Raw genomic sequence first — 19,455 nt, 5'->3', positions numbered from 1 at the left:
CTCACTGACAGGACCGTTGCTGAACTATGGCTGAAGATCAAAACACGCCTGCTGACGAGCAGGACAAAAACAATAATGAGCGTAAGCGTCCGGGCAAAAAACCGTTAATTATCCTCGGCATTGTCGTGGTGGTGATGGTCATCGTGGCGCTGGTCTGGTGGTTTTTAACCCGTAACGAAGAGACAACTGACGACGCCTTTACCGACGGCGATGTGGTGACGATTGCCCCTAAAACGGCGGGTTATGTCACGGCGCTACATGTGCGTGATAACCAGCGCGTGAAAAAGGGCGATCTGCTGGTGGTTATCGATCCGCGTGATACCACCGCCCAGCGCGATCAGGCTCAGGCCCAGCTTGGCCTGGCTATTGCGCAGCTGCATCAGGCCCAGGCACAGCTGGCGCTCTCGAAAGTGCAATACCCCGCCCAGCGCGACGAAGCCAAAGCGCAGGTGCTGAAAGCGCAGGCAGACCTCGCCAACGCGCAGGCGGAGTATCGCCGCCAGCGCGGGGTCGATCCGCGTGCAACCACCCAACAAAGCATTGATTCCGCCAACGCCCAGCTGCGAAGTGCACAGGCCGCTCTGGCAAGCGCGCAGGCCCAGCTGGAAGTGGCGGAGCAGGTACAGCTGCAAATCCGCCAGCAGGAGACCAACGTCGAAGCGCGTGAGCGCCAGGTCGATCAGGCTAAAGCGCAGCTGGAAACCGCTAACCTCAACCTCTCTTACACCGAAGTTCGCGCCCCGTTCGACGGGTTTGTCACTAAGCGCAACGTGCAGCCGGGTACGCTGGTGCAGGCGGGCACGGCGCTGTTCTCGCTGGTCTCACCCAACGTCTGGGTGGTGGCCAACTTTAAAGAGTCTCAGCTTGAGCGCATGAAGCCAGGCGATAAGGTGGAGGTTTCCGTCGATGCCTGGCCAGATATGGCGCTTGAAGGCCATGTCGACAGTATCCAGCAGGGCAGCGGCTCGCGTTTCTCGGCGTTCCCGTCGGAAAACGCCACCGGCAACTTTGTTAAAATTGTCCAGCGCGTGCCGGTGAAAATTGTGATTGATAAAGGGCTGGATCCGAACAAACCGCTGCCGCTGGGGCTGTCGGTAGAACCGAAGGTCACCGTGGAATGACGGATCACAGCCACGACAACTGGAAGCCCGCCAGCAATCCGTGGGCGGTGGCGATTGTCGTCACGCTGGCGGTGTTTATGGAGATCCTCGACACCACCATCGTCAACGTGGCGCTGCCGCACGTGGCGGGCTCGCTCTCGTCCAGCTATGACGAGTCCACCTGGGTATTAACCAGCTACCTGGTGGCTAACGGCATCGTCCTGCCCATCTCGGCGTTTCTCAGCCGGGTGTTTGGCCGCAAGCAGTTCTTCCTGATTTGCATCGTGATGTTCACCGTCTGCTCATTCCTGTGCGGGATCGCGACCGAGCTGTGGCAAATCATCTTGTTCCGTGTGATGCAGGGCTTTTTTGGCGGCGGCCTGCAGCCCACGCAGCAGTCGGTGCTGCTTGACTACTTTAAACCGGAAGACAGGGGTAAAGCGTTTGGTCTCTCCTCCATCGCCATTATCGTTGCGCCGGTACTCGGCCCGACGCTCGGGGGCTGGATCACTGACAACTACTCCTGGCGCTGGGTGTTCTTTATCAACATCCCGGTGGGGATAGTGACGGTGCTGGCGATCTACCAGCTGCTGGAAGATCCACCCTGGGAGAGTAAAGCCAAAGAGAAGCTGACTATCGACTGGACGGGGATCGGCCTGATCGCGCTTGGCCTCGGCTGTCTGCAGGTGATGCTCGACCGGGGCGAGGATGATGACTGGTTCTACTCGAACTTTATTCGCACCTTTGCGGTGTTAACGCTGGTCGGCATCATTGGCGCCATTTACTGGCTGATGTATGCCAAAAAACCGGTTGTTGATCTGCACTGCATGAAGGACCGCAACTTTACCATCTCCAGCCTGCTGATGGCGGGGATGGCGATGATCCTTTACGGCAGCTCGGTGGTGATCCCGCAGCTGGCGCAGCAGGATCTGGGCTATACCGCCACCTGGTCCGGGCTGGTGCTGTCGCCCGGCGCAGTGTTGATTGTATTGACCATCCCGCTGGTCCTGAAGCTGATGCCGGTGGTGCAGACGCGCTGGATCATCGCCTTTGGCTTTACCTGTCTGGCTGTGTCGTTCTTCTGGTCGCGCACGCTCACCCCGGATATCGACTTCGAAACGCTGGTGCTGTTCCGCAGCGCCCAGTCGATTGGGCTGGGGTTCCTGTTTGTCCCGCTGACCACCATTGCGTTTATTTCTATCCCGAGGCGGCTGAACGCGGATGCCGCGGCGCTGTTCACCATGTTCCGTAACGTTGCGGGTTCGATTGGCATATCGCTTTCCACGGCGGTCATCACCGAGCGCTCGCAGGCCCACAGCGCGCACCTTGCGTACCACGCCTCGCCGTTTAACGAGCAGTTCCAGCAGGCGATCCGCGAAAGCGCGCAGGCGATCCAGAACTTTACCACTCAGGTCGGCGACCCGACCGGCATTGCCACCGGGCGCATGTACCAGACCATGATTGAGCAGTCGCGCTTCCTGGCCTATATCGACGTATTCACCATTCTGAGCGTGGTGGCGCTGGTCCTGATTCCGTTTTGTTTGTTGCTCTCGCCGGTTAAGAGCGAGGGGAGTGCAGGAGCACATTGATGATACACAGACGTTTACACCCCCTGATGATAATGATGCTGCTGGCAGGTTGCGCCGTGGGGCCGGATTACCAGCCGCCTGCACCGCCTGCCGTCACGCACTGGAACGATAAAGGCGACAGCACGGTGAAATCACAAACCACCTCCGCTGCGACTAACCCGCGCTGGTGGAAAACGTTCGGCTCGCCGCAGCTCGACAGTCTGATTGAACGCGCCATCGCCGGGAATTTGTCCCTGCAACAAACGGTGCTGCGCATCGCTGGTGCGCGCGAACAGATTAACCAGGCGGGCGGGGCGTTTTATCCGTCGGTCAACGGCAATCTGCAGGCGACGCGCCAGCAGCTCGGCCTGGAAGGTGAGTTGAAGTCTCATGGGGTCTACGACCAGCTTGATAACGTCGATCCGGAACTCAGGGGTGCGTTAGGACCGCTGACGCAGCCGATCAACCTCTACCAGGGCAGCTTCGACGCCCAGTGGGAGATTGATCTCTGGGGCAAAGTTCGCCGTCAGGTTGAAGCTGCTGAAGCGCAGCAGAAAGCCGCTATTGAGCAGCGTAACGACGCGCTGGTCTCCCTTGAAGCCGAAGTGGCGCGCGCCTGGCTCCAGCTGCGCGGGGCGCAGAGCATTATTGCCACGCTGAACACCCAGATTAAAAGTGCGCAGCAAACGCTGGATCTGACCGAAAGTCGCCAGCGGGGCGGGTTGTCGCCGCAGATGGACGTAGAAAATGCGCGGGCGCAACTGGGCAATCTTGAAGCACAACTGCCGCAATATCAGGCGCAGGAGCGACAGGCGATGAACGGCCTGGCGATCCTGGTCGGCAAGCCGCCGGGGGCGTTGGATGCGGAATTGCAGTCCGCCCAGCCGATGCCTGCGCTGCCGGATATCGTGCAAACGGGTATTCCATCCACGCTGGCGCGACGTCGTCCGGACGTGCGAGAAGCGGAAGCGAATCTCCATGCCGCCACAGCGCAAATTGGCGTGTCGGTGGCCGAGCTGTTCCCGAGCTTTACCCTGTCCGGGCAGTTTGGCCTGCGTAACAGCGAATCCAACTGGCTCACCGACTGGAGCAGCCACTTCTACAGTTTTGGTCCGCAGGTCTCCATTCCCATCTTCCAGGGCGGAAGACTGGTCTCCAGCGTGAAAGTGGCGCGTGCGCAACAGGGGGCGGCGGTGCTGGATTATCGCCAGACGGTACTGACCGCGCTGGGGGATGTTGAGAATGCGCTGGTGAGTTACCGCACCGATCAGCAGCGTGAAGCGGGTCTGGCAAAAACCATCGATGCGCTGCAAAACGCCTTCGACCTGGCCAGCGATAGCTACCGACAGGGGATTGCCAGCTTTATCGACGTGCTCGACGCCCAACGTCAGCTGGCACAGGCCGAGCAGCAGCGTGCCCAGGCGCAGGTGCAAAGCGCGCTCGATCTGGTGGCGCTCTATAAGGCGCTTGGCGGTGGCTGGGAGCCCTATCAGCAGGTGCAGTTACTGGATTACGCCGTCTTTGGCGATGCCCCGCGCGGATAATATTCAGAGGATTGGGCAAGAAACGGACAGGAACGCCACATTCGCGTTGGCCAGGGGGCGGGTATAACTATCAGGCACCCATCAAACGACATGTGAGGACTATCTTATGCGTTATCAAAAACTGGGCAATACCGGTCTGTTTGTTTCTGAACTGTGCCTTGGCACCATGACCTTCGGCGGTGAAGGTGGCATGTGGGGCAAGATTGGCCAGCTGCAGCAAAGTGAAGCCGAGCAGCTGGTGGGCCGTGCGCTGGATGCCGGGATCAACTTCATCGACACCGCGAACGTCTATTCCGAAGGCCGCTCGGAGGAGATCACCGGCCAGGCACTCAAGAACCTGAAAATTCCGCGCGAAAACGTGGTGGTGGCCACCAAAGTGTTTGGCGAAACGGGTACGGCGGGGGTGAACTCACGCGGCAGCTCACGCTATCACATTATCAGCAGCGTGAAAGAGAGCCTGCGCCGTATGCAGCTCGACCATATCGATCTCTACCAGCTTCACGGTTTCGACCCCGCAACGCCGATGGAAGAGATGCTTTATGCCCTGGATAACCTGGTGCAGCACGGCCACGTGCGCTACATCGGTGTCTCTAACTGGGCCGCGTGGCAGATCGCCAAAGCGCTGGGCATTTCCGAGCGGCTGGGTCTGGCCCGTTTCGCGTCGCTGCAGGCCTATTACACCATCGCCGGACGTGATCTGGAGCGCGAACTGGTGCCAATGATGCAGAGCGAAGGCGTCGGGCTGATGGTCTGGAGCCCGCTGGCGGGTGGCCTGCTGAGCGGAAAATATGGCCGCGACGGGCAGAGTGAAGCCGGTGGCCGTCGTCTGGAGTTTGACTTCCCGCCGGTGGAAAAAGAGCGCGCCTTCGACTGTGTGGATGTGATGCGCACTATTGCCGAAAACAAAGGCGTCTCCGTCGCGCAAATCGCCCTGGCGTGGCTGCTGCATCAGAAGGTGGTGACCAGCGTCATTATTGGTGCCAAACGCGTCGATCAACTGGATGACAACATCGCCGCAACCGGGATCCGTTTAAGCGAACACGAGCTGAAACAGCTTGATGCCGTCAGCGCACTGCCGCGCGAATATCCGGGCTGGATGCTGGAGCGGCAGGGGGAATATCGTCGTAATCAGCTCGCACAGCAATAACCCTCCTTTCCCCGGTGGCGCACCGCTCACCGGGGCTTTTTTTCCCGCTCTGCTCACAAAATTCGATCCTCCTCTTTGATCGCTTTTACATCTTCGCCTATATGACTAGTCATGAAATTTAAATGACTAGTCATATAGGGAGAGACCATGAATCAATCACTGCCAGCCAACTTTTTATGGGGCAACTCGGTATCCAGCATGCAGACGGAAGGGGCATGGAATGAGGGCGGGAAGGGGATGTCGGTGTACGACATTCGCGAAGCGGGGGAAAACATCTCCGACTGGAAAGTGGCGACCGATTCCTACCACCGCTACCGGGAAGATTTCGACCTGATGCAGGATCTGGGCATGAACTGCTACCGCTTTCAAATCTCCTGGAGCCGGGTCTGTCCGCAGGGCGACGGCGAGTTCAACGATGAAGGCATCGCCTTTTACGACCGCTTTATTAACGATCTCATCGCCCGCGGTATCGAGCCGATGATCTGCCTTTATCACTTCGATATGCCGCTGGCGCTGGCGCAGGAGTACAACGGCTTTAACGATCGTCGCGTCATGGATGCCTTTATCCGCTATGGCAAAAAGATGATCGACTGCTTCGGCGACCGCGTGAAGTACTGGCTGACCTTCAACGAGCAGAACATCTTCCATATGCCGGAAGCGTTTCGTATTTCCGGCTACATGAAAGGTGAGAAAACCCTGCGCGAGCTGTACGAGTTGCAGCATCACACCATGGTGGCGCACATGACGCTGACCGAATACCTGCACCAGACAAAACCGGGTCAGCTGATGGGCGGTATGCTGGCACACCAGCTGGTTTACCCGGCCACCAGCAAACCGCGCGATATCTTCTGCGCCCAGCAGTACGACGAATTCCTCAACCAGAACCTGCTGCGCGTCTTTGCTGGTCAGGGCTATAGCCCGGCGGTGATGGCGGTGGTGGAGCAGGAAGGGTTTGGCGATATATACTGTGCCGAGGATCTGGCGCTGTTCGCAAGAACCCAAAACGACTTTATGGCCTTCAGCTACTACGCCAGTAAAACGCTGGACAGCGATGCCATTCCGCAGGGAACCCCGGTGAACAATTACCTGCTGTACGGCGATAAAAATAACCCGTACCTGAAAGCCACCGAATGGAACTGGCAGATCGATCCGCTCGGTTTTCGCACCATCATCACCCGCTACGCCAACGACTGGCGCATGCCGGTGTTCCCGATTGAAAACGGCATTGGCGTGATTGAATCCTGGGATGGCGTGAACCCGATTGAGGATACCTACCGCATCGACTATCACCGGGCGCATATCGAGGCCATGAAAGCCGCCATGTTCGAGGATGGCGCTGAGGTGATGGGGTATCTCGGCTGGGGTCTGATCGACATTCTGAGCTCCCAGGGCGACATGCGTAAGCGCTACGGCGTGGTCTACGTCAACCGTGAAAACCACGACCTTAAAGACCTGAAACGCGTGCCGAAGAAGAGCTACGCGTGGTTAAAACAGGTTATCCATACCAACGGACGCGAGATGTAAGCCGTACGCTGCCGGGCCGTTTTTGTGACTGATTGATGGGAACTATCCGCTATGTCTGAAACAAAAATCACACCGCATATGCAGTCCTATGTCGATAAATTTGTTGAGTTCTCAGCGCGCCTGGCAAACCAGGTGCATCTTCGCTCCCTGCGCGATGCCTTCGCCACGGTGATGCCGATTTTCATCCTCGCCGGACTGGCGGTACTGGTGAACAATGTGGTGTTTCCTTGGATTTTTGACGGCGACACGCTCACGCACTTCAAGGTATGGGGCGAGGCGATCATCAATGGCACGCTGAATATCGCCGCGTTGCTGCTGGCGCCGATGATTGCCTGGTCGCTGGCGCGCAACAAGGATTTCGACAATCCGGTCTCGGCAGTGGTTATCGCTGTCAGCAGCTTTATTATCATGATGCCGATGCGTCTGCAGCTCACGCCCGTCGGCAGCGACACCACGGTGAATGTCACCCAGGTGCTGACCTTCGCCAACATTGGTTCGACCGGGATTTTCGCCGGGGTGCTGATTGGCTTGCTCTCGACGGAGCTGTTTATCGCCATCTCGCGGCTCAAGGCGCTGCAAATATCACTGGGGGAAAACGTGCCGCCGGCGGTCAGTAAATCTTTTAGCGCCCTGATCCCAACCATCCTGACGCTCTCACTGTTTGCCGTTCTGGCCGCGCTGCTGGCGAACGTATTGCACACGGATCTGATTCACCTGATCACCACCTTTATCCAGCAGCCGCTGCGGCTCATCAATACCAGCCTGCCGGGGACGATTTTTATCTACAGCTTTGGTAACTTCCTCTTCACGCTGGGTATTCATCAGTCGGTAGTTAACAGCGTGGTGCTGGAGCCGTTCCTGTTGATTAATACCAATGAGAACATGCTGGCCTTTGCCAACGGCCAGCCGATCCCGCATATCATCAACAACATCTTCGTGCCGACCTTTGGCATGGTGGGCGGTACCGGTAGCACCATTTCACTGCTGATCGCCATTTTTATCTTCTCGCGGCAACAATCGGCGAAACAGGTGGCACGTCTGTCGCTGGCGCCGGGTCTGTTCAACATCAACGAGCCGGTGATTTTCGGCCTGCCGATCGTGTTTAACCTGCCTTTAATGATCCCGTTTGTCCTGTTGCCCGCCATTGGCATTTACTTCGCCTGGCTCTGCACCACGCTGGGATTAATGTCGCGCTGCGTGGTGATGATCCCGTGGACCACGCCGCCAATTCTGAGCGCCTGGCTGGCAACGGCGGGGGACTGGCGGGCGGTGGTGGTGCAGTTGGCAATCATCGTATTTGGTGTATTCTTCTACCTGCCTTTCCTCAAAATTGCCGAGCGAGTGGCGTTGAAAAACAGCGGGATAGAACATTAAACAGAAGGAAGGACGATGGCGGCGAAGTACATCACCATAGCGCGTGAAATCAAAAAACGCATCATCAGCCAGCAGTATGCCGCCAATGAACCGCTGCCGGACCAGTTTGCCCTGGCGGCGGAGTTCAATACCAGCCGGATGACCATTCAGCAGGCCATGCGTCAGCTGATCGTTGAAGGGCTGGTATATACCCGTCAGGGGCAGGGGACGTTCATCCGCAAAAACTTCCTTCAGCTGTCGCAGTGGGATCTCTCCGGCAGCGACTACTTTGGCGCGACCAAAACCTGGGAGCATCTGGGCACGGTGACGAGCCAGGTGGTGCATTTTGAACTGCGCTTCCCGAACGAAAAAGAGCAGGCCTCGCTGATGATTAATGCCGATACGCCGGTCTATGACTTCATTCGTCTGCGTTTACTTAATGGTGAGCCCATGTCGCTGGACGCGACCGTAATGCCGCTCAACCTGGTGCCCGGGCTGAACAAAAGCCATCTTGAAAGCTCGGTGTTTCGCTATGTGCAGGAGACGCTGGGTCTGAAAATTATGGGATCGTACCGCGTGGTGCGGGCGCTAAAGCCGAATGCGCTGGATATGCAGCATCTGGTCTGCGAGGAGAGCGACCCGGTGCTGGAGGTGGAGCAGGTGATCTATCTGGAAGATGGCACGCCGCTGGAGTATGCGCACTGTCATTATCGTTACGACCACGGCGGGATTGTGATCGTGAATAACGGATAAAAAAAAGCGGGCATCGAAGCCCGCTTTTTTCGCTGTGTCGCGATTAGTTCAAACGCACCGGCATACCGGAACGGTTCTGCACAGCCTGGTCAACGATAGTCGTTTCCACGTCCGGCTGAGAGGTCACGGACTGCACCGCGCTGGTCAGCGTAATCGGCACGATTTCGTTATTGTTGATCTGGTCTTCGCTGGTGGACAGCGGGTTGTGCACTTCAATGTAACGGCTGCCATCCGGCTCAGAGGTCGCTTTAACCGGTTCGTTGATGAACTGGACGCGGGTACCTACCGGCACGTTTTCGAACAGGAATTTGATGTCGTCGTTACGCAGACGCACGCAGCCGTGGCTTACGCGCAGGCCGATACCGAAGTTAGCGTTGGTACCGTGGATGGCGTACAGGCGGCCGATGTACAGGGCGTACAGACCCATTGGGTTATCCGGGCCTGCCGGAACCACGGCTGGCAGCGGTTCACCTGCCGCGATGTATTCCGCGTGCATTTTCGCTGTAGGGGTCCAGGTTGGGCCTGCTTTCTTACGTTCAACTTTGGTGGTCCAGTTCAGCGGGGTATCTTTACCCAGCTGACCGATACCGATTGGCAGCACGATTACCGTGTTGGTGCCTTTCGGGTAGTAATACAGACGCATCTCCGCGCTGTTAATCACGATACCTTCATGAACGGTATCCGGCAGGATCAGCTGCTGAGGGATGTTGAGAACGGTACCTGCTTTTGGCAGGTATGGGTCAACGCCCGGGTTCGCTTCCAGCATGTTAGACAGGCCCAGCTGGTACTGTGCTGCGAAATACTCCAGCGGCTGAGTGTTACCCTCAGGCACCGTCACCACCTGGTTTTGACCCACCAGACGGCTACCGTCTGTCGGCAGCGGATAAGTCACCGCAGAAGCGGTTTTGCAAAAACCTACTACGGCTAACGCCGCCGCAAAAAGCGTTGTTAATTTCATGTTCATGTTGTGCGAGGTATCTAAGCCATTCAGGCGTGAGTTGATAAGTCTGAATCTGTGATGGGAGCGCATTATATGTGCATTCCCGCTAACAGGGAATTCAGATGTGTACGAAATCACATTTTTTTCGATTTTGTTAAAGTTTAGCGGAGCGTCGCAACACAGGATCTCAATTCGGAATTGTGGCATAATGCCGTGTTTATCACACTTTTCGCAGGAATCTCCCCGTGTTAGTTACCAGCAACGTCACTATGCAGTTTGGCAGTAAGCCGCTGTTCGAAAACATTTCCGTCAAATTTGGCGGCGGCAACCGTTACGGCCTGATTGGTGCCAACGGTAGCGGTAAATCCACCTTTATGAAGATCCTCGGCGGTGACCTGGAGCCTACGCTCGGCAACGTGTCGCTCGATCCCAACGAGCGCATCGGTAAACTGCGTCAGGATCAGTTCGCCTTTGAAGAGTTCACCGTGCTCGACACCGTGATCATGGGGCACGCGGAGCTGTGGGAAGTGAAGCAGGAGCGCGACCGTATCTATGCGCTGGCCGAAATGAGCGAAGAAGATGGCTACAAAGTGGCCGATCTGGAGACGCAATACGGCGAAATGGACGGTTATTCTGCAGAAGCGCGTGCGGGCGAGCTGCTGCTGGGCGTGGGCATTCCGGTCGAACAGCATTACGGCCCGATGAGCGAAGTGGCACCTGGCTGGAAGCTGCGTGTGCTGCTGGCGCAGGCGCTGTTCTCTAACCCGGACATTCTGCTGCTCGATGAACCGACGAACAACCTGGACATCGACACCATCCGCTGGCTGGAGCAGACGCTCAACGACCGCGACAGCACCATGATCATCATCTCGCACGACCGTCACTTCCTGAACATGGTGTGTACGCACATGGCGGATCTGGATTACGGTGAGCTGCGTGTTTACCCGGGCAACTACGACGAATACATGACGGCGGCCACCCAGGCGCGTGAACGTCTGCTGGCGGATAACGCCAAGAAGAAAGCGCAGATTGCGGACCTGCAATCCTTCGTCAGCCGCTTTAGCGCCAACGCCTCTAAATCCCGTCAGGCAACATCGCGTGCCCGCCAGATTGACAAAATCAAACTGGAAGAAGTTAAAGCTTCCAGCCGTCAGAACCCGTTCATCCGTTTCGAGCAGGACAAGAAACTGTTCCGTAACGCGCTGGAAGTGGAAGCCCTTACCAAAGGTTTTGATGAAGGCCCGCTGTTTAAAAACTTCAACCTGCTGCTGGAAGTGGGCGAGAAGATCGCCATTCTGGGTGCCAACGGCGTGGGTAAATCCACCATGCTGAAAACCCTGGTCGGCGAACTGCAGCCGGACAACGGGAGCGTGAAATGGTCCGAAAACGCGCAAATTGGTTATTACGCGCAGGATCACGAGTATGAATTTGAAAACGACCTGACCGTCTTCGACTGGATGAGCCAGTGGAAGCAGGAAGGGGACGATGAGCAGGCGGTGCGCAGTATTCTGGGGCGTCTGCTGTTCAGCCAGGACGACATCAAGAAGCCTGCCAAAGTGCTCTCCGGTGGAGAGAAGGGCCGTATGCTGTTCGGCAAGCTGATGATGGAAAAACCGAACATTCTGGTGATGGACGAACCGACCAACCACCTGGATATGGAATCTATTGAATCGCTGAATATGGCGCTGGAGATGTATCAGGGCACCCTGATCTTCGTCTCTCACGACCGTGAGTTCGTCAGCTCGCTGGCGACCCGCGTGATTGAAATTACGCCAGAGCGCGTGGTGGACTTCACCGGTAACTATGAAGATTACCTGCGCAGCAAAGGTATCGAGAACTAAAAAAAAAAGCCGGGTGGCGGCTTCGCCTTACCCGGCCTACGTTCTGTTCCCTCTCCCTGTGGGAGAGGGTTAGGGTGAGGGCATCAGGCCGCACTACATCACCCACTCACTCCCTTCAATCCCATTCACCAGCAGCCTGCGTTTTTCCCCCGCCGGTAATGACACCTTCAGTGCTTTCCACGCCGGACGATAATCTCCGCGCGCAGTGATCTTCAAATTGATGGTTGCCCCATCGCACACCATTTCCCACTCTACCCACAGCGCATTGCCGTTCTGATAGCCCCAGCTTTCACCGTCATCTTCAAACAGCAGACCAGTGCTGGTGCCCACGCCTTTGACCGGGAACAGCTTCAGCTCGCGGGTGTCGTCTTTTTCCGCGCTGACGTGAGTGATGCGTTCGCTGAGCGGCAGACCGGCACCGGCGCGCACCAGCAGCGGCAGTTTTTCCAGCGGTGCATCCAGAGCGATCCACTGCCCGCCCGCGTACCACGCGTGGGTGTAAAAATCGTACCAGCCGGTTTCGTTATCCGGCAGCCAGAGACGGCGCTCGCGCTGTCCGGCCTCCACCACGCTTGCCACCAGCAGGTCCCGGCCCAGCAGGAACTCGTCGCACTCTTCAAAGGTCTGCGCATCGTGTTCGTGGTCGAGGAAGGTTGGGCGCAGCATCGGTTCGTCATCGGCATGCGCCTGCCAGAGCAGGGTGTAGAGATACGGCAGCAGACGATAGCGCAGCTCAATGGCACCGCGAATGGCAGGGGTGACGCCCGGATACATCCACGGCTCGTTCACCGTGTGGTCATCGTTCCACGAGTGAATGGTAAAGCGCGGGTGCATCACGCCGTTCTGCACCCAGCGGACAAACAGTTCGGCGTCGGGTTTGTCGCCAGAAAAACCGCCGACGTCATGGCCGACGTTAAACAGCCCGGACAGGCTCATGCCCAGCCCCATGCGGATGTTATAGCGCAGGGTGTCCCAGCTGGTGCGGTTGTCGCCGCTCCAGGTCTGGACGTAGCGCTGCATCCCCGCGCAGCCAGAGCGGGAGATCAGATAAGGACGTTTCTCCGGCGCGAAGCGCTGCTGCGCTTCCAGCGAGGCGCGCATCATCAGCAGGGGCATCACCGGCCGAATGTGCTTGATGGCGATCTCCCTGCCGAAGCCATAGCAGCGCGCTTCTCCGTCCCACACCTCGTACTCGTTATTGTCGTTCCAGGTTGAGTCGATGCCCATCTCCAGCAGCTGCGTGGTCACGCCGTTCTGCCACCACTGCACCGTCTGCGGGTTGGTAAAGTCGAGGTGCGACCCTTCGTCGTCCCAGAAGCTTGAACGTTCAGGTGCATCGGTTTCTGAATCACGAATGAACAGGCCGCGTTCCGCCACTTCACCGTAGCGCGGGTGATCCTGCAGCAGGCACGGCTTGATGTTGGCCGCAAGCCGCAGCCCCGCGTCGTGGAACGCCTGGCTCATTGCCTTCGGCTGCGGCACCTTGTCGTAGTTCCAGTTAAAGACGTAGCGCTTGCCGTTGATGGAGGTATAGCCGGAGGAGAGCTGGAACGAGTCGCACGGAATGGCGTGCTCGTCGCACAGGCGGATAAAGTTCATCAGCTGGTTCTGCGCGTCCGGCGCGTCGGTGTAGTGCATGGTCGAGCCGCTGTAGCCCAGGCTCCATTTCGGCCCGAACAGCGTTTTCCCGGTCAGGCGAACGAAGGCCTTAGTGACGTCCAGCGCGCGGCTGCCGGTAAAGAGGTAGTAATCAATATCGCCCGCTTCCGCCTGCCAGCGGCGGTAGGCGGTGTGGTAGTTGTCGATCTCGTTGCCCAGATCCAGCCAGCAGCTGCTCAGGTTGTCGTAAAACAGGCCGTAGCTCACGTCGTCGCGGCGGGTAAGGGTAAACGGGATGTGCTTGTACAGCGGGTCGGTGCTGGCCGCGTTGTAACCCATCGCGTCGAGGTTGCGCATCTCATAGCGTTTGCCGTTGCGCTGTAAATCACCCGCTTTCTCGCCGAGGCCATAGAAACGCTCGTCCTGGCGGCGGCTCAGATAGTGCGCCACGCCGTCGCCGTGGGCGTTCAGCAGATAGGCGCTGGTCGGACGGTCATTGACCAGCGGCTGCCACTCACCGGCGTCATTGCGATAATGCCACTCCAGCCACAGCGGTTGATGAACGGTCACACGCAGCTGTTCGGTGGCAATTGTCAGCCCCTCATCCTGCTGGCTTAGCGTCCAGGCAGGGCAGGTGAAGCCGCTCAGATCGTCGCGACGACGGCCTTCCCACGGCACATCTTCTTCCGGGGCGATGCTCCAGGTGCGGTCCAGCGCCAGTTCACCTTTACGTTTGATCAGTACGCGGAACAGGTTCTCTTCCAGCACATACAGGCACAGGCGGTGCTGGTTATCCACCAGCAGTTCCAGATGGTTGGCCGACTGCTTATCGACGGTCCAGTTTTTCAGGGTTTTCATATGCAATACATCCACTATCAGGCGCGCTTGGCGCGACGTTCAGCAATAAATGCCACCAGGAAAACAGCGCCAATCAGGTCAAAGAAACCCATGGCAATAAAGAGCGGGTTGAAGCCGATTTTGTCGGCGGTCACACCAATCAACAGCGAGAACAGGAAGCTGGCGATCCACGCCGCCGAGCCGCGCATACCGTTAACGGTCGCCATCTGGCCTTTATCGAACGACTCCACCACCAGGGCGCTGAGCATGCAGGAGATGATCTGATGCCCGAAACCGCCGATGGAGATCAGCACGATGGTGATGTACGGGTCGCGGGTAATGGCGACGACGGCCAGAGAGATCATCAGGAACGCGCCGGTGACGGAGCTTGCCACCACGGAGTTGACGCGGGAGCAGCCAAACAGGCGGGTATACAGACGGGTGAGGTAACCGCTCGCCACGCTGCCGAGATCGGCGGCCAGGAACGGCAGCCAGGCAAACATCGCGATCTGCTTCAGATCCATGCCGTGCTCTTTGGCGAGATACAGCGGCACCCAGAAACTCAGCACTGCCCAGGCCGGTTCCGCCATAAAGGCCGGGATGGCGATACCGTAAAAGCGTTTGTTTTTTGAGACGGTTTTCAGTGCGGTCAGGAAGGGCAGTTTTACCGCAGGCGGTTCGTTATCCTGCTTGATAAACGCCAGCTCGTCTTTGCTCAGGTTCGGGTGCTGCTCCGGATTGTGGTAGAACGCCCACCACAGGATCACCCACAGCAGCGCCAGCACGCCGGTGAACATAAACGCGCCCTGCCAGCCAAACGAGGCGTGCGCGAAGTAGATGATAGGCGGAGCCAGCATTGCGCCAATGGAGAAGCCCACACCAGCCCAGCCGGCTGCCACAGGACGTTCCGATTTCGGGAACCATTCACCAATGGTTTTGGCGTTTGCGGGCGTGGCGGCGGCTTCAGAAGCCCCCATAAAGAAGCGCAGTATGGCAAGGTGCAGCCAGCTCCCGGCACCCGCGTGGAAAATACACATCAGCGCCCAGATCCCGGCGCAAATCATAAAGCCAATCTTCAGGCCGATCACGTCGATCAGCCAGCCGCACAGAGGCTGGAAAATGGTGTAGGCGATCTGGAATGCCCCGACGATCCAGGAGTACTGCTCGGTGGTGATACCGAGGCTCTCTTTCAGTTCCGGGGCGAGGATCCCGAGTGAGTTTCGGGTGATGTAGTTAACGGTGACGCCAAGTAAGAACAGCACCAGCACATACCAGCGCAGGTTTTTAATGACGCGACGGGTTTTGCTTGCCGCAACGGTGTTATTAATGTCCTGACTCATTTTACTCTCCACAAGACGGACGGTAAGGGGACGGAGGTTCAGGTGTCACACAGGTTTATGACGTTGATTGTTATCTGTTTTACCGCTTCAAGTTGCTATACAACTAGTATGGAAGTTGTGTGACAAGTTCACCTTAAGGGAGAAAATGAGAGGGCAATAGTGGATTTTGTGCAAAATTTCTCATAACTGAGCGACATCATTTGGCATCATGGCTTTCACATCAGCTATTGCCTGATATCCACGCTATGAAAATTTTGTCATTTCGCAAATGGAGCCAGATCACAAAATGGACAAAAGGCTAAAAATCACCGAAATCGCTGCCCGGACTCAGCTCTCCATCAGCACCGTTTCGCGGGTCCTTGCCGGGAAGGCGAATACCAGTCAAAAAGCACGTGCGAAGGTGCTGGCATGCGCGCGCGAGCTGGGGGTGCTGGACGGAATGGCTGCGGGCCGTTTGCTGCTCAACAGTCTCGTTGTCTTCGCCCCACAGCGCGCCTTTGACGAGCGGTCTGACATCTTTTACTACCGTGTGATCCAGAGCGTAAGCAAAGGCCTGGCCTCGTACGATGTTCGCCTGCGTTACTGCGCGCTGGAGGAGAACGACAGCGACGCCCAGCTGTTTCTGGCGCGAATGAACGAGCCGGACACCCAGGCCGCCATCCTCCTCGGGATTGACGATCCGCATATCCACGACCTGGCAGTGGATGTCGGTAAACCCTGCATGCTGATTAACTGCCGCGACCGGCATATGCGCCTGCCTGCCGTCGCGCCGGACCATCGGGCCATTGGCGAGCGGGCGGCGGACTATCTGTTTGAAATGGGACACCGAGAGGTGATGAATGTGTTGTGCCTGCGGCGTTACACCATGGAGCTGCGCCTTGCGGGGATCCGCGATGCATGGCAGTCACACAACCTGAAGTTCAACGACAAACGCGATTTGCTGGTGGCGCCGAGCTTCAGCGCTCGCGAAACAGAGCAACTGGTCACCGACTGGCTGAGCCACATGCAGGGGAAAGACTTGCCGACTGCGTTTCTGGTGGGGGGTGACTTTATGGCAGCGGGCACCATCAGCGCCCTGCAAAAACAGGGGTTACGCGTGCCGCAGGATATTTCGGTGATGAGCATTGACGGCTTTAATCTGGCGGCCATTCAGGATGTACCGTTAACCGCGGTGCATGTCCCGCGTGATGAGCTGGGCACCGAAGCGGTACATATGCTCCAGCAGCGGCTGATGCGCCCGGAGGCGCCGTCAGGCACGCTATTGCTTAACGGCACCCTGACCGTACGGGAATCGGTCCGGCGGATACGTCAGGGGAAACGACGCACCGCCGTTGAGCGGGAAGGGCTGTACGACAGTTAAGCCATGCCCAGCGCACGCTTGCCGTGGATATTGAGATCGGCCACGGTAAAGCGATCCTGCCAGGTTTTTTCATAATCCTCGCGCGGGAAATCACCCGGTGATGCCCCGGTTTCCAGCGCCGCTTTCACCTTCTTCGCGTAGGCGAGGTTCTTCTCGCACATCGGCGCGGCAGGAATGTACATCACGTTGCCCCAGCCCTGTTGATCCTCAACCGGCGCGACGGAGTGGATCACATCGCAGTGCCACCACACCGAATCGCCCGCCTCCAGTGCCGGAATGCTGGTGAGCGCTTCGATAAGCAGCGGGTGCCATTTCTCTGACACCGGCAGAACGCGCCCCGGCGCGACGCCGCACAGTTCGTCCTCCGGCACGTCATCCAGCAGCGGACGCAGCAGAATATAAGCCATCGCTTCCGGGATTGGCACCACGTGCAGCAGCCCCTGGCCCGGGATCATGTCCGACAGCGCCGTCCAGCCCTGGAAGGTGCGGAACACCGAACATTTGGTGGTGTTATCCACGGTGTACTCTTCCACTTCAGTACGGTGCGCAGCATTCCACGGATCGTATTTCTCTACGTTGCCATCAAACACGCGGGCGAAAACCTGCTGATAGGCGGGCAGCAGCCAGCGCTCCAGCGCACCGGAATCGGTATGCGCGCCCAGCCCTTTCGAGGTGGTACCCGGTGGACGACGGCGGATGCGATCCGGATAAATCACGCTGACGTCCGGGTCGAACCACTGTTTGCCGTTGCTCTCGAATGTCCACAGACGGTTCAGAAACGACTGCACCTGTGCCATCTCTTCACTCTGGCGCGCCTGCATTTGCGCCTGTGACCAGTAGATAGGGTAAATCTCCGGGCGAGACGCCGTTAAGGTACCAAAGAAGTTATCGCCGGGCCCTTTATAGACTTCATCAAACTGGTTGAGATCGAGGTAATCGAGCATCGACTGATCCCATGCCAGCGCCTGCTCGCGCGGGAAATGACCTTTTATTACCGCGCAACCCCGGCGTTTGATCGCCTCACGCTGCGCGGATGTGATGGTGCCATTTTTCACATCCGCAAACGGGATCGCCGGCCAGACGGGCTCGCCTTTGTTTTTCAGGGCGTTAATTTCCGCCACGCGGGTCGCGATGGTATCGCTGAGCTTATCGAACACCGCCTGCACATCGCCGATTTGCGCCCGTAGCTCGCGCTTCATCTCACGGATTGCGGCTTTGTGATCCGCCGGCAAAGTTTCACTGGTAAACGTCATAACTGCCTCGCATCTTTCATTCGAAAGTAAAAATGTCTACAAGTGATACTTTAAGTTAAAAATTGGTTAATGCAAGTTTAAAAAGTTGACGGGTAGCACAGGATGGAAAAAGAGTGAGGGGGGGCCGGAGCGCGGCTCCGGCAGGAAGGGAATCAGGCGTCGAACGGGGAGTGGTGATCCAGCACCGCCTGAATAACGTTCAGCGCGCCCTGGTGGTTGTTGTCGTCGGTGCTGTAGCGGCTTACGTCTCTGATGCTTTCGGCTGCGTTGCCCATTGCAAAGGAGTATTTCACCAGCTTCAGCATCTCCGCGTCGTTGCCGCTGTCGCCAATACCCACGCACTCCTGCGGGGAGACTTTCCAGCGTTTCAGCAGACGGCTGATGCCATTGGCTTTGTGCAGGCCGGGGATAATCAAATCGACAAAACCAAAGCCGCTGGTGACCGGCTTCATAATGCCGTCCAGGGAGACATGCAGTTTATCGACCAGATTAGGGATATCGCTGTCCGGCAGGTTCAGGGAGAACTTAAACAATACGTCGTTAATGTCGCGGTAGTCGCTGATACGCTTTAAGCGGTGATAGTGCTTTGACATCAGCGCCACGAACGCCTCGGGAGCCTGGTCGCTGACGTAAGCGCTGTCGAGACCGCAGGCCACAAAGTTCAGCCCTTTGTCTTTCAGCAGTTCGCCAATAACGATTTGCGACTCATGACGCGTCAGCTCGCCGTGGAAAATTTGTTCACCGTGATCGAAGACCAGCGCACCGTTTTCCGCCACGAAGGAGATCTGATCTTTCAGTTCCGGGAAGAAGGAGATGAGCTGGTAATACTGGTTACCGCTGGCGACAACAAATTCAATATTACGGGCTTTAAGCTGCTCAAACTGTGCCTGAAAGCGGTCACGATCGTACTGCTTGGCATCATCAAGGAAAGTTCCGTCCATATCGGTGACGATAACTTTAACGGTCATACTGTGCTCCTGGGTCACTGCGTTTTGAAACATTCTAATAACAAGGTGACGGAGAGCACAAATTTAATTTCATTCGAAAGTAAAAGCAAAACGGCAACCGACGTTGCCGTTTTTAGTCTTTTCTCCCTCTCCCGGTGGGAGAGGGCCGGGGTGAGGGCATCAGCGTGCGCATTTCCCCCTCACCCTAACCCTCTCCCTCAAGGGCTGAGGGATCCCCAGTAATATGGTCATGCCACCATGACCATATTACTGTACTCTTTTCCCAGCTTTTTCATCTCGTTAACTATATTCAGGCGTCTTACTTTCCCGGGCTCATGCCGGATGACTT

The 19,455-nt window shown here is 57.4% G+C and carries 14 protein-coding genes; 9 read left to right on the top strand and 5 right to left on the bottom strand.

Annotation, left to right across the window (positions count from 1 at the left end):
- The first annotated feature begins 26 nt into the window (after window positions 1-26).
- The 7 genes from APU11_RS11990 to APU11_RS11960 all read left to right on the top strand — a co-directional run bounded on the left by APU11_RS11990 (window position 27) and on the right by APU11_RS11960 (window position 8,989).
- Window positions 27-1,121, top strand: coding sequence for an HlyD family secretion protein (locus APU11_RS11990; protein ID WP_038418967.1), 1,095 nt, complete (start codon window positions 27-29; stop codon window positions 1,119-1,121).
- Complete coding sequence (locus tag APU11_RS11985) at window positions 1,118-2,689, top strand: DHA2 family efflux MFS transporter permease subunit (RefSeq protein ID WP_060578506.1); 1,572 nt, start codon at window positions 1,118-1,120, stop codon at window positions 2,687-2,689. Before APU11_RS11990 ends, APU11_RS11985 begins: the two co-directional genes overlap by 4 nt.
- Complete coding sequence (locus tag APU11_RS11980) at window positions 2,689-4,212, top strand: efflux transporter outer membrane subunit (RefSeq protein ID WP_058650915.1); 1,524 nt, start codon at window positions 2,689-2,691, stop codon at window positions 4,210-4,212. Before APU11_RS11985 ends, APU11_RS11980 begins: the two co-directional genes overlap by 1 nt.
- A gap of 106 nt (window positions 4,213-4,318) precedes the next feature.
- Window positions 4,319-5,359, top strand: coding sequence for an aldo/keto reductase (locus tag APU11_RS11975; protein ID WP_058650914.1), 1,041 nt, complete (start codon window positions 4,319-4,321; stop codon window positions 5,357-5,359).
- A 147-nt stretch (window positions 5,360-5,506) separates the two neighbouring features.
- Window positions 5,507-6,883, top strand: coding sequence for a glycoside hydrolase family 1 protein (locus APU11_RS11970; RefSeq protein ID WP_058650912.1), 1,377 nt, complete (start codon window positions 5,507-5,509; stop codon window positions 6,881-6,883).
- A 51-nt stretch (window positions 6,884-6,934) separates the two neighbouring features.
- Complete coding sequence (locus APU11_RS11965; protein ID WP_013097450.1) at window positions 6,935-8,257, top strand: PTS transporter subunit EIIC; 1,323 nt, start codon at window positions 6,935-6,937, stop codon at window positions 8,255-8,257.
- A 15-nt stretch (window positions 8,258-8,272) separates the two neighbouring features.
- A complete protein-coding gene (locus APU11_RS11960) occupies window positions 8,273-8,989 on the top strand; it encodes a GntR family transcriptional regulator (protein WP_013097449.1) in 717 nt (238 codons plus the stop codon).
- A 43-nt stretch (window positions 8,990-9,032) separates the two neighbouring features.
- Here APU11_RS11960 and ldtB read toward each other — a convergent pair whose 3' ends face one another.
- Window positions 9,033-9,953 (bottom strand): L,D-transpeptidase, encoded by a 921-nt coding sequence (gene ldtB, locus APU11_RS11955; protein WP_020689864.1) that lies wholly within the window; start codon window positions 9,951-9,953, stop codon window positions 9,033-9,035.
- 221 nt (window positions 9,954-10,174) lie between these two features.
- On the opposite strand from ldtB, the gene APU11_RS11950 reads away from it, so the two are divergent.
- Window positions 10,175-11,770: an ABC-F family ATPase gene (locus tag APU11_RS11950; protein ID WP_013097447.1), complete on the top strand. Its 1,596-nt coding sequence runs from the start codon at window positions 10,175-10,177 to the stop codon at window positions 11,768-11,770.
- 93 nt (window positions 11,771-11,863) lie between these two features.
- Here the strand turns inward: APU11_RS11950 and APU11_RS11945 are convergent, their stop codons facing one another.
- Window positions 11,864-14,227 (bottom strand): glycoside hydrolase family 31 protein, encoded by a 2,364-nt coding sequence (locus APU11_RS11945; protein ID WP_058650910.1) that lies wholly within the window; start codon window positions 14,225-14,227, stop codon window positions 11,864-11,866.
- Between the two features lie 17 nt (window positions 14,228-14,244).
- Window positions 14,245-15,546, bottom strand: a complete 1,302-nt coding sequence (locus APU11_RS11940) for an MFS transporter (protein WP_023621974.1) — start codon at window positions 15,544-15,546, stop codon at window positions 14,245-14,247.
- 286 nt (window positions 15,547-15,832) lie between these two features.
- Between APU11_RS11940 and APU11_RS11935 the strand changes: the two genes are divergently transcribed.
- Window positions 15,833-16,906 (top strand): LacI family DNA-binding transcriptional regulator, encoded by a 1,074-nt coding sequence (locus APU11_RS11935; RefSeq protein ID WP_058650909.1) that lies wholly within the window; start codon window positions 15,833-15,835, stop codon window positions 16,904-16,906.
- Here the strand turns inward: APU11_RS11935 and APU11_RS11930 are convergent.
- Together APU11_RS11930 and APU11_RS11925 are read right to left on the bottom strand one after the other, a co-directional pair.
- The gene (locus APU11_RS11930; RefSeq protein ID WP_058650908.1) at window positions 16,903-18,159 is read right to left on the bottom strand and encodes a DUF1479 domain-containing protein; all 1,257 of its coding nucleotides are present in this window, start codon (window positions 18,157-18,159) and stop codon (window positions 16,903-16,905) included. The two genes, APU11_RS11935 and APU11_RS11930, sit on opposite strands and share 4 nt — an antisense overlap.
- A 152-nt stretch (window positions 18,160-18,311) precedes the next feature.
- Window positions 18,312-19,127, bottom strand: coding sequence for a Cof-type HAD-IIB family hydrolase (locus APU11_RS11925; protein ID WP_029882866.1), 816 nt, complete (start codon window positions 19,125-19,127; stop codon window positions 18,312-18,314).
- Window positions 19,128-19,455 lie beyond the last annotated feature (328 nt).

This window comes from Enterobacter sp. 50793107 (genome assembly GCF_001463365.1).
In the GTDB taxonomy this organism is placed as follows: domain Bacteria; phylum Pseudomonadota; class Gammaproteobacteria; order Enterobacterales; family Enterobacteriaceae; genus Enterobacter; species Enterobacter cloacae.
This window is presented reverse-complemented; position numbering and strand designations above follow the sequence as displayed.